Raw genomic sequence first — 14838 nt, forward strand, 5'->3', positions numbered from 1 at the left:
GAATTCGTTTATCAGAGGGATGATTTAGGAGTTTGCACGCGCGATGCGCATGTCCGTGTCGACGGGCCGGTTCTTCCGACGCAATCCTGAAAAACGGAAGGTTCGTTGATCGGTAGCGGGCTTATTGACTTTACGATCGGCGCATAAATCAAACGCAACCAAAAGAGATCGGTCTAGCCTGCCGGTATGAGCGGCAGGCTAGCGCAGATAAGCGTTAGAGAACGCTGACGTTTTCTGCCTTCGACTTGCCCGTCTTACGGTCCTGGCCGATTTCGAAGCTGACCTTGTCACCTTCTCTAAGCGAACCACCCTGCTGCAGGGAAGACACGTGAACGAACACGTCTGTTCCGCCGTTTTCAGGTGTAATGAAGCCGAAGCCTTTGTCGTCGTTAAAAAATTTCACAGTACCGGTAGGCATGACAGTTCCTTTTTATTTCCGTAGCCGTTTGACTCCGCGACAAACTCTTTATAGCGCGTTTGCGCCTCCATCAACTCCCAAGGTTAGAACAGAAAGCCAATGAGTCAAATTAAACGCGATTAGAGACCAAAAAATCTCTTGTCAGCGGGTCGCCACGGCAAATTTCCGCTCAAGATGGGCTCCCAAAATCGTCAGAGGGCAGCACATCACGAAGTAGAGGGCGCCGACGATGCTGAAAACGGTCAGCGGTTCGAATATCTGGTTCGAGATAATGTTGCCGGCGCGCGTCAGTTCTGTGAAGCCGACGATGGAAGCCAGCGACGTTCCTTTGATCAGCTGGACAAGGAAACCCACCGTTGCCGGAAGCGAGATTCGAATCGCCTGCGGCAGAACGACGTCTTTCGTACGGGAAACATAGCGAAGGCTAAGAGCCTTTGCCGCTTCGATCTGCCCCTTGGGAACAGCGTCGATGGAGCCGCGCCAGATTTCCCCCAGATAGGCGCTGGCATGAAGGGTAAGGCCGATCGCGACTGCAATCCAAGCATCGAGCCGAAATCCGAGGAGCGCCAGCCCGTAATAAACCACGAAGAGCTGCATCAGAAGCGGCGTGCCCTGGAACACCGCGATATAGGCAGACGTCACCCGCTCCAGAAGGACGATGCCGGATGTTCGCGCCAGAGCGACCAGAAGCCCTGCCATGCAGCCAAAGACAAACCCGACAGCGGACAACGCGACTGTCCACTTGAGACCGATCAACAGGAAGACAAATTCATCATAACCCATATCGCAGCTCCTACTTGACGGGGTAAGCGAAGTAGCGCGCCGAAAACAGGGAGAAGAGGCGCATCATGATCCAGGACATCACGAGATAGAGAAGCGTGATGGTGAAATAGATTTCGAAACTGCGGAAACTTTCGGATTCGATCTGTTGGGAGACCGACGTCAATTCATAGGCCGAGATCGCGGACGCAATGCTCGTGGACAGCGTCAGAAGGACGAACTGACTTGTCAGTGAGGGGTAAATGGCACGCAGAGCAGGCTTGAGAACAATCAGCCGGAAAACTTGTGCCTTATGAAGGCCAAGGGCGAGACCTGCCTCCCTTTGTCCTTTGGAGATGGACTGGACACCGCCACGAATAATCTCGATTGCATAGGCACCCCCATTGATTCCCAGCGCGATGATCGCCGTTGGAGTTGGATCGAGCCGAACACCTGCAAGAGGCAGGGCAAAATAGATAAAGAATATCTGCACCAGGAACGGCGTGTTGCGGATGATTTCCACAAAGCCGATGACGAGCCATCTCACCGCCTTGAAACGGGAATCGCGCAGGGCGACGCCACCAATTCCGATGATGATCGCAAGAACCATGCCGCACAAGGCGAGCGTGAATGTTCCAAGGCAAGCAGACAGCAGACTTGGAAGACCGTCTATCACGGGTGTGAAATCGAGCTGGTAATTCATGATGCCTCCACGGGTGTCACCATGCCGACCATCGCCTGAATGGCCAGTTCATAGCCTGCGGCACCAAAGCCGATCAGAATGGCGGTCGCAACACGGGAAATCAGCGAATGGTGGTAGATGCTTTCGCGGGCATGAACATTCGAAATGTGAAGTTCGATCTTGGGCGGATCGAATGTTTTCAGGGCATCCATAAGTGCGATGGACGTGAAGGTGTATGCGGCGGGGTTGATGATAATTCCGCAAGCTTCTTCGCGGGCTTGATGCACGCTCTCGACCAACTCACCCTCAAAATTCGTCTGTCGGAACTCGATATCGAAACCCAAGCTGTTCGACTTTGCGATACATCGATCCTTGATGTCCTGAAGCGTAGTGGTGCCGTAGATCGAAGGTTCTCTCTGCCCCAGAAGATTGAGGTTCGGTCCATTCAAGATGAATATTTTTTTGCTCATGATCGGGCTCTTCGGACTATCGTCAGATGTAGGCGCGCGGGAAAGGGGCCGGCGGGCGTCGCTGCGCGCCCACCGTTTTTTAAGACAGAAAGGCCGGACTGACGGCTATTTCGCGACGAAGGAAATGCCTTCGAGACTCTCCGGAAATTCCGGTACCGGCACTTTCATCCACTTGTCGTAGATTGCCTTGAGTTCGCCATTCGTCTTGATCTTGTCGATAAAGGTATTGAGCGAAGCGTTGATTTCTTTTTCGCCTAAACGTGTGCACGCGCCGTTATAGAGCTTCTGGAACTCCAGCTTGTTTTCAAACTCGCCGGGGCGTGCTTTCTCGACGCGGTCCATGTAGAAAATATTGCCGCCCAATGCCTGCACCTGACCGGAAGCCAGAGCCTGGACGCTTGCTGCGTCTCCGTCATACCGGCGGATCGTGGCGGTCGAAGGTGCATTTTTCGTGACCTGGGTGTCCTGCGCTGCACCCTTTGCAACGGAGATTGTCAGGTTTGCCATATCGTCGTTGGTCTTGATCGACATGGATTTTGGCCCGATCAAAACGATGGTGTTGGCCACATAGGGCTTGCTGAACTGCACGGCTTTGGCCCGGTCTGGCAGCATGGCCATGGTTGCAAACAGAAGGTCAACACGCCCACTGGTCAAAGCGGGGATCCGATTATTCACCTCAAGCGGGACGAATTCGACGGGCACGCCGAGTTCCTTGCCAAACAGTGTGGCAATATCCGCATCAAGCCCATCCTGTTTTCCTGCGCTGGTTACAAAGCCCCAGGGCGGGTTGTCTCCCTGAATACCAACGATGAGCTTGCCTCGAGCCTTGATCTCATCGGGTGTAATCGCAGCAGCCGGTTGCGCAAGTCCCAGACCTGCGGTCATCATTGCTGTCGCCAGCAAGATATGGCGACGTGTCCATGATGATTTGAACATTGAATTCCTCCTCCTGTTATGAAACGGCATATGCTTCGCAGCTATTCCTCACCCTTCACTGCACGACGCATAGTTGCAGTAACGGATATTCAAATCAACAGGTATTTTAGAAAACATATTCTCATTTTAAGAGGGTGTTTCTGGTTGTCAGGAAAGAAAGCCGCTTTTCAAAACATGTTCGACGCCGCTCAAGACATGGCCTCTAACGATTGCTTTAGCGCCTTCGATATCTCTTTTAAGAGCGGCTTCGAACAGGAGTTTGTGATCGCTCACGACCGCGACGCCGCGAAACGTTTTGGCAAGCAGGTGGTATCTTAAAAAGCGATCAAACACCGACGATAGTGTTGCCATCAACGTCGATGAGTTGCACGCCGACACGATTGCATGGTGAAATTCCCAGTCGTAGCGCACCCAGTCGATCGTGCGCGACGCGTCGCCATTCAACAGCGTTCGCTCAGCCGCAGCGAGCTTGTAATGGGCGGCAACGATATGTCCTTCCCAGTCGATATCACCTTCGACAAAGGCCAACTCCAGCGCGTGTGTTTCTAATACGATCCGTAGATCGGCAAGTTCGTAAAGCTCTTGCCGTGATACCGGGCTGACTTCAAAGCCGCGCTGTCCCTCTGCCACGACGAGATTTTCCATGGCCAAGCGGCTGAGGATCTCCCGCAACGACGGAATGCTGATCTCGTAGCGCTCTTTGGTCTGCTCCAGCTTTATCTTGGATCCGGGTAACAGGTGGCCCGAAATGATATCCTGGCGGATTCGCCGGAACACGACGTCTCCTATGGTTTCAGTGGGCGTCTGGTTTTTCTTCAGCATGATTTTGCGTCCAGCAGGATGAAAAGCGCGAGGGGTGGACTTGATCCAGTTTCAGTAGTCCGTCGCCAAAGCGAACACCACAAAATATATGACGTTTTTCTGATTGCCAGATATATTTGGAAAGTCTTTGCAGCGCCGCCAACCGACCCTCGCTAGGGTCCGCGAGCAATTTGAAGGCTGAAAACATCACGCGCCCGCATCTGCAGTTTCTGCTGCCAAATAAATAGGCAATAAATTTATCAAAAGGTAAAAAATTTATCATTTGATAAAGATCGGAAATCCGCTACCTTGTAAATCACTGTTTTTCCTGTGCCTCCAAGTCTGGCACGGAACCTGCGTTCAATCTTTCAAACGTTCAACACGGGAACAAGAACTGGAGGATGCATATGGAAATCGGTGTTTTCATTCCGATTGGGAACAATGGCTGGCTGCTTTCGGAGAATGCTCCGCAGTACAAGCCGAGTTTCGAACTCAACAAGCAGATCACGCTGGCTGCGGAGAAGTACGGGTTTGATTTCGCACTTTCGATGATCAAGCTGCGTGGCTTTGGTGGCAAGACGGAGTTCTGGGACTACAATCTGGAATCCTTCACGCTCATGGCGGGGCTCGCAGCCGTAACGTCTAAAATCAAGCTTTTCGGAACGACTGCCACTCTGGTCATGCCGCCAGCGATCGTCGCGCGCATGGCGACGACCATTGATTCGATTTCCGGCGGTCGCTTCGGTATCAATCTGGTCACGGGCTGGCAGCGACCGGAATATAGCCAGATGGGCATGTGGCCGGGCGATGACTATTTCGGTGATCGCTACGAATATCTTGGCGAATACACGACGGTGCTTCAGGAGCTTCTGACGACGGGCCAGTCGGACCTCAAGGGCAAATATTTCACGATGGACGATTGCCGGATGAAGCCGGTCCCGGAGGGTAAGGTCAAGCTGATCTGCGCCGGTTCGTCCGATAAGGGCATGGCGTTCTCAGCCCAGTATGCAGATTACAGCTTCTGCTTCGGTGTGGGGGTTAACACGCCCAAGGCTTTTGCCCCAACAAATGAGCGACTGCTGGCTGCGACTGAGAAGACAGGACGCGATGTGAGATCCTGTGTCCTGACCATGGTGCTGGCCGAGGAGAAGTCCGAGGACGCGTGGGCAAAATGGGAGCATTACAAGGCTGGCGCTGACCAAGAGGCCATCAAGTGGCTCGGACTGCAAAGCTCGGTGGATACGAAATCGGGCGCCGATACCAATGTGCGGCATATGTCGAACCCGGTTTCCGCCGTCAACATCAACATGGGAACGCTGATCGGCTCCTATGAAGAGGTTGCTGCCATGCTGGACGAGATGAGTGAGGTGCCGGGTACCGGTGGTGTCATGCTGACATTTGACGACTTTGTCGAAGGCATTGAAAAATTCGGCAAATATGTGCAGCCTCTGATGAAGAGCAGGCAGCATGTAATGGCCGCCTTGGAGGCTGCGGAATGACGGATACAGTGGTCGCAGGATATAATCCGCCCAGAAGCCTCTCGGAAAGCGTAACGCTTCCCGCAAGACCAGAACCGATTTCGTTGAAGCCCAGCGAAACCGCCGTCGTGGTCGTCGACATGCAGAACGCCTATTCCACGGAAGGCGGTTATGTTGATCTGGCCGGATTCGACATTTCGGGCGCAAAATCCACCATCGCGAATATCGGCAAGACAGTGACGGCCGCCCGTGCGGCTGGCGTGCAGGTCATCTATTTCCAGAACGGCTGGGATAGCGATTATGTTGAAGCAGGCGGCCCCGGCTCCCCCAACTGGCACAAGTCCAACGCGCTGAAAACCATGCGTTCGCGGCCGGAATTGCAAGGAAAGCTGTTGGCGAAGGGGACATGGGATTATGCCATCGTTGATGAGCTGCAGCCGCAGCCGGGCGATATTCTTGTACCCAAAACGCGCTATAGCGGTTTCTTCAATACCAATATGGACAGTGTGTTGCGGGCGAGGGGCATCCGAAACCTCGTTTTCGTTGGCATCGCCACCAATGTCTGCGTGGAAAGCTCGCTTCGCGATGCCTTTCATCTCGAATATTTCGGGGTGATGCTGGAGGATGCGACCCACCATCTGGGCCCGGATTTCATCCAGCAGGCGACCGTCTACAATGTCGAAAAGTTTTTTGGCTGGGTGGCGACGGTAAATGATTTTTGCGCCGTCATATCGCAGGCTGCACCCATCGAAAACTGATCAATCGCCATAAAAGAGGAGAACAGACAATGCCGAAAAAAATCATCGTACCGGAAGGCACAGCCAAGCCAATCGCACCGTTTTCGCCGGGAACACTGGCGGATGGCATCGTCTACGTGTCGGGCACGCTACCTTTCGACAAGAACAACGATGTTGTGCATGTGGGGGATGCGGCAGCGCAAACCCGACATGTGCTGGAAACCATCAAGTCCGTTATCGAAACCGCTGGAGGCACCATGGAAGATGTCACCATGAACCATATCTTCGTGACAGACTGGGCGAACTATCAGGCCGTCAACGCGGTTTACGCCGAGTATTTCCCCGGCGACAAACCGGCGCGTTATTGCATCCAGTGCGGACTGGTAAAGCCGGACGCGTTGGTCGAAATCGCAACCGTGGCGCATATCGGTCGGTGACGGACAGGATCTGACAAGATGTATTTCGAGGTTCAGGGTCGACGCGAACCGGACGCGCAAACTATTCTTTTGTCATCCGGTCTTGGCGGATCTGGGGCGTATTGGGCGCCGCAAATGGAGATGCTGGAGCAGCATTTCCGTGTGGTTATCTATGACCACCGTGGCACGGGACGAACGGGTGGCGCGGTTCCCGCAAATGGCGGCATTTCCGCGATGGCGGATGATGTGCTTGAGATTGCAAGCCAGTTGAACCTCGAAACATTCCACTTCATGGGTCATGCCTTGGGCGGTTTGATCGGGCTTGATCTTGCCCTGCGCAAGCCCGGTCTTTTGGATAGCCTCGTCCTCATCAATGCCTGGAGCAAGGCGGACGCCCATTCCGGACGGTGCTTTGACACACGCATTTCGCTGCTGGAAAATTCCGGCGTGGAAGCTTTCGTCAAGGCGCAGCCTCTTTTTCTCTATCCGGCAATATGGATGTCTGAGAATGCGGAGCGTCTGGCCAAAGATGATGCACATGGCGTGACGCATTTTCAAGGCAGGGATAACGTTCTGCGTCGCATTGCAGCGCTGAGGGCTTTCGATGTGGATGATCGGTTGGGCGAGATCGGCAACAGGACGCTTGTGGTGGCCGCAAAAGACGACCTGCTCGTACCCTACACACGCTCGACGCGGCTTGCAGAGGGCTTGCCAAATGCCGAGCTCTTCATGTTGGATGAGGGCGCTCATGCGGTTAATATTACCGATGCCACAGGTTTTAACGTGGGGTTGGAGAAATTCCTGCTCACTCCGAAATCGATATAATTGAGGATTTTCACGATGACTTTGGATCAACAGGCGCTCGCCACTGTGTTTACGGAAGCCCGCTCGCACAATGGATGGTCTGACAAGCCGGTCAGCGACGCATTGCTGCGCGACGTTTATGACCTGACAAAAATGGCGCCCACGTCGGCCAATTGTTGCCCAGCCCGTTTCATTTTCGTGCGCTCGCCCGAAGCCAAGGAAAAGCTGAGGCCTTCCCTGTCGTCCGGCAATCTCGAAAAGACCATGACCGCACCGGTTACGGTCATCGCTGCCATAGACAGCGAATTCTATGAAAAACTGCCAGAGTTGTTCCCGCATGCGGATGCCAGATCGTGGTTTACCTCAAGCCCGGCGGTTGCCGAGGAAACAGCATTCCGGAACGCCACGCTTCAGGCAGGCTATCTCATTCTGGCGGCAAGGTCGCTAGGATTGGACACCGGTGCGATGTCCGGTTTCGACAAGGCGAAAGTCGACGAGGCGTTCTTTGCCGGAACGACGTGGAAATCCAATTTCCTCATCAATCTTGGTTATGGCGATCCGTCGAAGCTGTTTGGTCGCTTGCCACGGTTGCCATTTGAAGATGCCTGCCTGTTGGCATGATCACGGATTAGGAAAAGGTGATGTGATGCAGCCACTGTCTCTCGAAAAGGATACCGCAATGGAGACGAAGACTGCCGAGGATCTGAGCCTCGGCTTCCGCAACGCCATGTCACGGCTGGCCGGTGCGGTGAATATCGTCACGACAGACGGACCGGCAGGCAAAGCGGGTTTTGCCGCAACGGCGGTATGCAGCGTGTCGGACAGCCCGCCGACATTGCTCGTCTGCCTTAACCGCAACTCCTCCGCCTACAAGTTCGTCGTTGAGAATGGAGTGGTCTGCGTGAACACGCTCGCTGCGGACCAGGAACAGTTGAGTAGTCTTTTTGGTGGCAAAACCCCCATTGAGGAGCGCTTTGCCGCTGGCGAATGGAATAAGCTCGAAACCGGTTCGCCGGTGCTGACTGGGGCTCTTTGCTCGTTCGATTGCCAAATCCGGACCATCCATGATGGCGGCACCCACGATATTCTGATTTGTGACGTGCGTGACACGGTGGTCAACACAGGCGAGGAAGCTTTGATCTATTTCAAACGGGCCTATCGCCACATCTGAAAAGTGACAAGCTGTCCTTACTAAAAAACCCGGCGATATCCTCGCCGGGTTTTCTGCTTCAAATGCTGACTATTGCATCTTGTGAATGTCGCGATCTTTCGTCTCGGGCAGGAACAGGAGGCCAACGACCACTGTAATGCCTGCGAAGATGATCGGATACCAGAGGCCATAGTAGATGTCGCCCTTGGCAGCACTCATGGCGAATGCCGTGGCAGGCAGAAGGCCGCCGAACCAGCCGTTACCAATGTGGTAGGGCAGGGACATGCCGGTGTAGCGAATGCGGGTCGGGAAGAGTTCGACCAAAAGTGCGGCAATCGGGCCATAGACCATCGTGACATAGATGACGAGAACGGTCAGAACGGCAATGATGACGATCCAGTTGACTGCAGCAGGATCGGCAAACATCGAGAATGCTCCACCGCCGGCGACCGTGTAGACAGCCATTTCGGTCACGCCGTTGACGTCTGCAGGTGTCAACAGCTTGTCGGCGACGAGCTTGTCTGCAGGTACCGTTTTGGCGGGTGTTGCGCGGATAGCATCTGCGTTGAGGCCGAGTTCGGGGTTCGCCGCGACGAAGGCGTCCAACTTTGCGGCTGGAACCTGAGCTGCACCACGAACCAGCGGGTAACCGCTATCGTGAAGCGCGATGTTGATCTGCTTTTGGAAGGCTCGGTCATTTGCAGCGGCATTGGCACCTGCTGCAATGGCGTCGTAGCTTGCGATCGTCGCATCGCCGATTTTGACGGATGCAGGCTGACCAGCAGGACCCTCAACAACATCATAGGGAACCGAGTTTCTGGTCAGAAACGAGGTCGCGATATCGCAGGAGGTGGTGAATTTTGCCGTACCTGTTGGGTTGAACTGGAAGCGGCAATCGCCGGGAGCTGCCGTAACCGTCGCACGAACCGTTGCTTGAGCCTGTGCAAGGGCAGGATTGCCAGCCCATGTCAGTGCTTTGAACAACGGGAAATAGGTCAGCATTGCAAGAACAAGACCTGCCATGATGATCGGCTTGCGACCGATCTTGTCGGAAAGCCAGCCGAACAGAACGAAGAAGCCTGTGCCCAGTAGCAACGCGCAGGCGACCATGATGTTGGCAGACTGTCCATCAACCTTCAAAATGCTCTGGAGGAAAAAGAGGGCGTAAAACTGGCCGGTGTACCAGACGACGGCCTGACCGATGACGGCACCGACCAGCGCAATGATCGCAATCTTGGCATTCTTCCACTGACCGAAGGCTTCGCTGAGTGGTGCCTTCGACGTCTTGCCCTCTTCCTTCATTTTCTTGAAGGCTGGCGATTCGCTCATTTTCAGTCGGATCCAGACGGATACGCCCAGCAGAATGACGGAAAGCAGGAACGGGATGCGCCATCCCCAATCGGCAAAGGCTTCGCGGCCAACAGCAAACTGCACGCCCAAGATGACGACGAGGGACAGGAACAGGCCAAGTGTCGCAGTCGTCTGGATCCACGAGGTGTAGTAACCGCGACGCCCGTTGGGTGCATGTTCGGCCACATAGGTTGCCGCTCCACCATATTCACCGCCGAGTGCCAGGCCCTGTGCCATGCGCAAAACGATGAGGATGATCGGTGCTGCAATGCCAATCTGCGATGCGTTAGGCAGAATGCCGACCAAAAAGGTCGAAAAACCCATGATCAGAATGGTGACGAGGAAGGTATATTTGCGACCGACGAGATCGCCCAGTCGACCGAACACCAGCGCGCCGAAGGGGCGAACGAGAAAGCCTGCCGCAAAGGCCAGCAGCGCAAAGATATTACGGGTTGTTTCCGGATATTGGCTGAAGAAATTCGCGCCGATATAGATGGCCAGAGAGCCGTAGAGATAAAAGTCGTACCACTCGAATACGGTCCCCAGAGAAGAGGCGAAAATCACCTTCTTCTCTTCGCCCGTCATCGGGCGCGCCTTTTCAGGCCTTGCATGTGCTATAGTCGCCATTGTCTGTCCTCCACAGAATAAATGGCACATCGCGGAAGCCTGTTTCTCCCCCAGGCGATCCTTGCGGTGCGATGTCCCTGACGACAGAGTGACAGAAAATTAACGAAAGGAAGAGCAATGCTTTCGGCTTATGACTTTAGTCTAAGGCGACGTTCGATTAATGTGGCGACTGAGGTCGGATTCCGTGGCGTGGGGACCGAAATGGCAGGCGTTTACGCTTGACAGAAATCGGAAACACCATAATAGCTTTGCCACGAAAAGGAGCACGATCTTGATGAGACATGTCATCGACATGGTTGTCTTGCAGCATCCGGCAGAACCTGCCGGTGGTCCATCGTGCTTGTCCCATTCCATCCGAATTACGGCCAAAACGACGATTAAAACCGTCTGACGTCTCTGGCCCACCGCTCTCTCCCCGGTTTGGTCGGGGAAAAGGAAGCCGCAGCCATGCGGGTTCCCCTCACCAAAAAGAGGAGAGGCAGAAAGAGAGCTTTATCATGGGTTTCAAAGTTGCAATCGCAGGTGCCACCGGTAATGTCGGTCGCGAAATGCTCAACATCCTTTCCGAGCGCGGCTTTCCGGTCGATGAGGTCGTTCCGTTGGCTTCCGCCCGTAGCCAAGGCACGGAAGTGTCCTACGGCGATCGGACGTTGAAGGTTTCCAATCTGGAAAATTACGATTTCTCCGATACCGATATCTGCCTGATGTCGGCTGGTGGTGATGTTTCCAAGAAGTGGTCGCCAAAAATCGGCGCGCAGGGCTGCGTGGTTATCGATAATTCTTCAGCATGGCGCTATGATCAGGATGTTCCTTTGATCGTGCCGGAAGTGAATGCCGACGCTATCGAAGGCTTCAAGAAGCGCAACATCATTGCCAACCCCAATTGCTCCACGGCTCAACTTGTCGTCGCGCTAAAGCCTCTGCATGATTTTGCCAAGATCAAGCGCATCGTCGTCTCCACCTACCAGTCGGTATCCGGCGCCGGTAAGGAAGGAATGGACGAACTCTTCCAGCAAACGCGTGCGGTGTTCGTAGCGGACTCGATCGAGGTCAAGAAGTTCACCAAGCGCATCGCCTTCAACGTCATCCCGCACATCGATGTCTTCATGGAAGACGGTTACACGAAGGAAGAGTGGAAGGTTCTGGCTGAGACCAAGAAGATGCTGGACCCGAAGATCAAGGTGACGTGCACCGCCGTGCGTGTGCCTGTGTTCATCGGTCATTCGGAATCGGTCAACATCGAATTCGAAAACGAAATCACCGCCGATCAGGCACGCGATATCCTGCGTGAAGCACCCGGTTGCCTCGTCATCGACAAGCATGAGAACGGTGGCTACATCACGCCGGTCGAATGTGCAGGTGAAGATGCGACCTATATTTCGCGTATTCGTGAGGATGCGACCGTTGAAAACGGCCTGAACATCTGGGTTGTGTCGGACAACCTGCGCAAGGGGGCTGCCCTCAACGCCATCCAGATCGCCGAGCTCTTGGTCAATCGTGGATTGATTAAGCCGCGTAAGGCTGTTGCCTGATACGGTTTTTTAACAAATATTAACTATAACCCGTCCACTCCACTGCGAGAATGGGCGGGTTTTTGAGTTTGTTGCTATCACGGGCAGTTTATTTGCTGGTTTTGATGTTGGCAGGCACTTTGAAATCAGCACATTTTCTGTGACGTGGCCACAGGTTGGGTATAATCCCCGAAATATTGAAGGCAGGTTCTGATGCGGGCAATGAAAGCTTTTTCCGTTGGCGTGGTGATGGTTTCGGCATTGGCGGCAACGCCGTCACTGGCCGCACAATGCGGCAATACCTCGGCCGGCTTTGACGCCTGGGTCGGTTCATTCAAGCAAGAGGCCGCAGGCCGTGGTATCAGCGCGTCTGTTCTGGATAGGGCGTTTTCGAATGTTTCCTACAACCAGCCAACTATACGCGCCGATCGCGGTCAGCACAGCTTCAAGCTGTCCTTCGATCAGTTCATGCAAAAGCGTGGCGGTCAGGCGATCATTTCTCGTGGCAAGGCCATGAAGAAGAGCAATGCCGCATTGTTTGACAACATTGAGCGGGCCTACGGTGTACCTGCGGGGCCACTTCTGGCGATCTGGGGTATGGAAACAGGTTTTGGCGGTTTCTTGGGCAACCAGCACACCCTGTCTGCGGTCGCGACACTATCCTACGACTGCCGTCGCTCTGACTATTTCACGGAGCAGCTTTACGCCGCTCTGAAACTGGTCGGCAGTGGTAATCTGAGCGTAACGGCCAAGGGTGCTGCTCATGGTGAGATTGGCCAGACGCAGTTCCTGCCGCTCAACGTTGTCCGCTATGGCGTCGATTTCGATCGCAACGGTCGTATCGATCTGGTTGGATCGCGTGCGGATGCTCTGGCGTCCACGGCAAACTTCCTCGTTGGTCATGGTTGGCAGCGCGGTGCCGGTTATCAGCAGGGCCAGACGAACTTCGCTGCTATCCAGGGATGGAATGCCGCCAGCGTTTATCAGCAGTCCATCGCCTATATCGGCAAGGCCATAGACGGCCAGTAGACCTGGCCGTCATCGGATAACATCAATCAGACAGTCGGGCGGCGAAAGTCGCCCGTTTTGCTGTCCATGACCCACAATTCGCCGGTTGAGATATCGAACCAGGCGCCGTGCAGCTTCACTTGGCCAGCGGCTTCCTGTGCCTTTACGAAAGGAAAGCCACGCAGATTGCTGATCGAGTTTCGAATCGAAACGCGCTCCAGCGCTGTCTGGCGCTCAGACGTTGTCATCACGTCATTGCTCTGTATTTGCTCGGCTGCGGATTTGACCATGTTCATCCACTTGCCGATGAAGTCACCCGGAGACAGAGACTCGAAATTGGGGTCGAGCGCAGCCTGAATTCCGCCGCAGCGGCCATGGCCCATGACGACGATGTTCTTGACCTTCAACACCTGCACGGCATACTCAATGGCAGCCGATGTCGCGTGGTACTGCCCATCGGGTTCGAACGGTGGCACCATGTTGGCCACGTTTCTCATCACGAAGAGCTCGCCCGGGCCGCAATCGAAAATGGTTTCCGGCGCAGAACGGGAGTCGCAACAGGCGATAATAAGGGTTTGTGGCTTCTGTCCGGTGTCGGCCAAGACACGATAACGTTCGCGTTCATCGGTGTAACGACCGGCCATAAAATTCTTGTAGCCATTGAGAAGGTAGTCGGGGAAATCTTTCATGGATATCTCGGTACCATTATGCTGGGCCAGTATCGTAAAATGATGCTTGGCGCGTTGAAAACCCTTTTTTTGCTCTGCTATGTGCGCTTGCTTCGCGACGGATGCAAGAGATGGCGCATCTGAACCATTGCCATGGGTGTGGAAAGGCTTGAGGCATCCGTTTCCAGTGTCAACTCATTGACGCCCCGTTTCATGGTTCGAGCCAAGACCTCAAACACGCTTGCCGTGGCCAGTTGTAACGCTTTTTCGTCATCGAGACCCTGAAGCAACCGCGCCAGAAAAAGCGCAGCGAACAGGTCGCCCAGGCCGTTCGGCACATTCTCTATCGAGCGATGCTCAGCCAGCAAAGCATGGCGACCGCTTAGGAACAGATTTCCTATGCCACCCGCCATCATCGGAACAGCCGAGGTTACCAGCATTTTCGCCGGTCCGAGTGCCAGTGCCGCGTCCATGATCTCGTTGTTTGTTTCAAGCTCCGCCCCGCTCATCCAACCGAGTTCGTAGCGGTTTGGTGTGGCAACGGTGGCAAGCGGAATGAGTTCGTCACGTATGGCTTGTGCCGTTTCGACCGGCACATAAAGCCCGCCATTGTCGCCCATGACGGGGTCGCAGACATAGATGAGATCAGCATGGCGTGCTTTCAGCGAGCGAATGAGCGTTGCTGCGGAGCGGACCTGGTCGGCGCTGCCGAAATATCCCGTCAGGACCGCTCTGACTTCGCCCGCCCATTTGCAACCGGCCAGATCCTGCATGGCCTTCTCGAACTCGCCATTGTCGAATCGCAGCCGCGTGGACGGCCCATGGCCCGGATGCCACGGCATCACGATGGTGGGCACGGCCCATACCGGAAATCCAAGTGTTTCAAGCGCAAACACAACGGCTCGGTTGCCGACTGAGCCGCGCATGACGTGGCTTGAAATGACGATGACGGAGCCGTTGGTATTATCCTGCATGGCATACTCGTTCAGCTTGGCGACGGTCGGGAATTTTACTCTGAAGCAC

17 protein-coding genes are annotated in these 14838 nt (G+C 54.6%); 8 read left to right on the top strand and 9 right to left on the bottom strand.

Going from position 1 to position 14838, the window contains the following annotated elements; all coding sequences use genetic code 11:
• Window positions 1-214: 214 nt before the first annotated feature.
• The 6 genes from EKM04_RS21655 to EKM04_RS21680 all read right to left on the bottom strand — a co-directional run bounded on the left by EKM04_RS21655 (window position 215) and on the right by EKM04_RS21680 (window position 4087).
• On the bottom strand, window positions 215-418 hold the full coding sequence (locus tag EKM04_RS21655; protein ID WP_045229194.1) for a cold-shock protein: 204 nt from the start codon (window positions 416-418) through the stop codon (window positions 215-217).
• Between the two features lie 141 nt (window positions 419-559).
• Window positions 560-1201, bottom strand: a complete 642-nt coding sequence (locus EKM04_RS21660) for an amino acid ABC transporter permease (protein WP_183893452.1) — start codon at window positions 1199-1201, stop codon at window positions 560-562.
• Between the two features lie 10 nt (window positions 1202-1211).
• Window positions 1212-1880 (bottom strand): amino acid ABC transporter permease, encoded by a 669-nt coding sequence (locus EKM04_RS21665; protein WP_174154932.1) that lies wholly within the window; start codon window positions 1878-1880, stop codon window positions 1212-1214.
• Window positions 1877-2329 carry a type II 3-dehydroquinate dehydratase gene (gene aroQ, locus EKM04_RS21670; protein ID WP_183893453.1) on the bottom strand — a complete coding sequence of 151 codons (453 nt, stop codon included), beginning with the start codon at window positions 2327-2329 and terminating at the stop codon, window positions 1877-1879. Before aroQ ends, EKM04_RS21665 begins: the two co-directional genes overlap by 4 nt.
• A 105-nt stretch (window positions 2330-2434) precedes the next feature.
• Window positions 2435-3265, bottom strand: a complete 831-nt coding sequence (locus EKM04_RS21675; protein ID WP_183893454.1) for a transporter substrate-binding domain-containing protein — start codon at window positions 3263-3265, stop codon at window positions 2435-2437.
• A 147-nt stretch (window positions 3266-3412) separates the two neighbouring features.
• The gene (locus EKM04_RS21680) at window positions 3413-4087 is read right to left on the bottom strand and encodes a GntR family transcriptional regulator (RefSeq protein WP_183893455.1); all 675 of its coding nucleotides are present in this window, start codon (window positions 4085-4087) and stop codon (window positions 3413-3415) included.
• A 386-nt stretch (window positions 4088-4473) separates the two neighbouring features.
• Between EKM04_RS21680 and rutA the strand changes: the two genes are divergently transcribed.
• From rutA to EKM04_RS21710, 6 genes are read left to right on the top strand one after another with little or no spacing between them, the layout of a single operon-like run.
• Window positions 4474-5565 (top strand): pyrimidine utilization protein A, encoded by a 1092-nt coding sequence (rutA, locus tag EKM04_RS21685; RefSeq protein WP_183893456.1) that lies wholly within the window; start codon window positions 4474-4476, stop codon window positions 5563-5565.
• Complete coding sequence (gene rutB / locus EKM04_RS21690) at window positions 5562-6302, top strand: pyrimidine utilization protein B (protein ID WP_183893457.1); 741 nt, start codon at window positions 5562-5564, stop codon at window positions 6300-6302. The genes rutA and rutB overlap by 4 nt, the downstream gene beginning before the upstream one ends.
• Window positions 6303-6331: 29 nt before the next feature.
• Entirely contained in the window at window positions 6332-6718 is a 387-nt protein-coding gene (gene rutC, locus EKM04_RS21695) for a pyrimidine utilization protein C (protein WP_183893458.1), read from the top strand.
• Between the two features lie 18 nt (window positions 6719-6736).
• On the top strand, window positions 6737-7522 hold the full coding sequence (gene rutD, locus EKM04_RS21700) for a pyrimidine utilization protein D (protein WP_183893460.1): 786 nt from the start codon (window positions 6737-6739) through the stop codon (window positions 7520-7522).
• Between the two features lie 15 nt (window positions 7523-7537).
• The gene (locus EKM04_RS21705; protein WP_183893461.1) at window positions 7538-8122 is read left to right on the top strand and encodes a malonic semialdehyde reductase; all 585 of its coding nucleotides are present in this window, start codon (window positions 7538-7540) and stop codon (window positions 8120-8122) included.
• A gap of 25 nt (window positions 8123-8147) precedes the next feature.
• Entirely contained in the window at window positions 8148-8672 is a 525-nt protein-coding gene (locus tag EKM04_RS21710; RefSeq protein WP_174154914.1) for a flavin reductase, read from the top strand.
• 69 nt (window positions 8673-8741) lie between these two features.
• Here EKM04_RS21710 and EKM04_RS21715 read toward each other — a convergent pair whose 3' ends face one another.
• Window positions 8742-10628, bottom strand: coding sequence for an MFS transporter (locus tag EKM04_RS21715; protein ID WP_183893462.1), 1887 nt, complete (start codon window positions 10626-10628; stop codon window positions 8742-8744).
• Window positions 10629-11125: 497 nt separating this feature from the next.
• Here EKM04_RS21715 and EKM04_RS21720 point away from each other — a divergent pair, with 497 nt between their 5' ends.
• Entirely contained in the window at window positions 11126-12160 is a 1035-nt protein-coding gene (locus EKM04_RS21720) for an aspartate-semialdehyde dehydrogenase (RefSeq protein WP_174154910.1), read from the top strand.
• 192 nt (window positions 12161-12352) lie between these two features.
• Window positions 12353-13168 carry a lytic murein transglycosylase gene (locus EKM04_RS21725; protein WP_174154908.1) on the top strand — a complete coding sequence of 272 codons (816 nt, stop codon included), beginning with the start codon at window positions 12353-12355 and terminating at the stop codon, window positions 13166-13168.
• Window positions 13169-13194: 26 nt separating this feature from the next.
• Here EKM04_RS21725 and EKM04_RS21730 read toward each other — a convergent pair whose 3' ends face one another.
• Both EKM04_RS21730 and pdxY read right to left on the bottom strand, forming a co-directional pair.
• On the bottom strand, window positions 13195-13836 hold the full coding sequence (locus EKM04_RS21730) for a carbonic anhydrase (protein ID WP_174154906.1): 642 nt from the start codon (window positions 13834-13836) through the stop codon (window positions 13195-13197).
• A 77-nt stretch (window positions 13837-13913) separates the two neighbouring features.
• Window positions 13914-14789 (bottom strand): pyridoxal kinase PdxY, encoded by an 876-nt coding sequence (gene pdxY / locus EKM04_RS21735; protein WP_183893463.1) that lies wholly within the window; start codon window positions 14787-14789, stop codon window positions 13914-13916.
• Window positions 14790-14838: the final 49 nt, after the last annotated feature.

Source organism: Rhizobium skierniewicense Ch11 (genome assembly GCF_023757665.1).
GTDB lineage: Bacteria > Pseudomonadota > Alphaproteobacteria > Rhizobiales > Rhizobiaceae > Agrobacterium > Agrobacterium skierniewicense.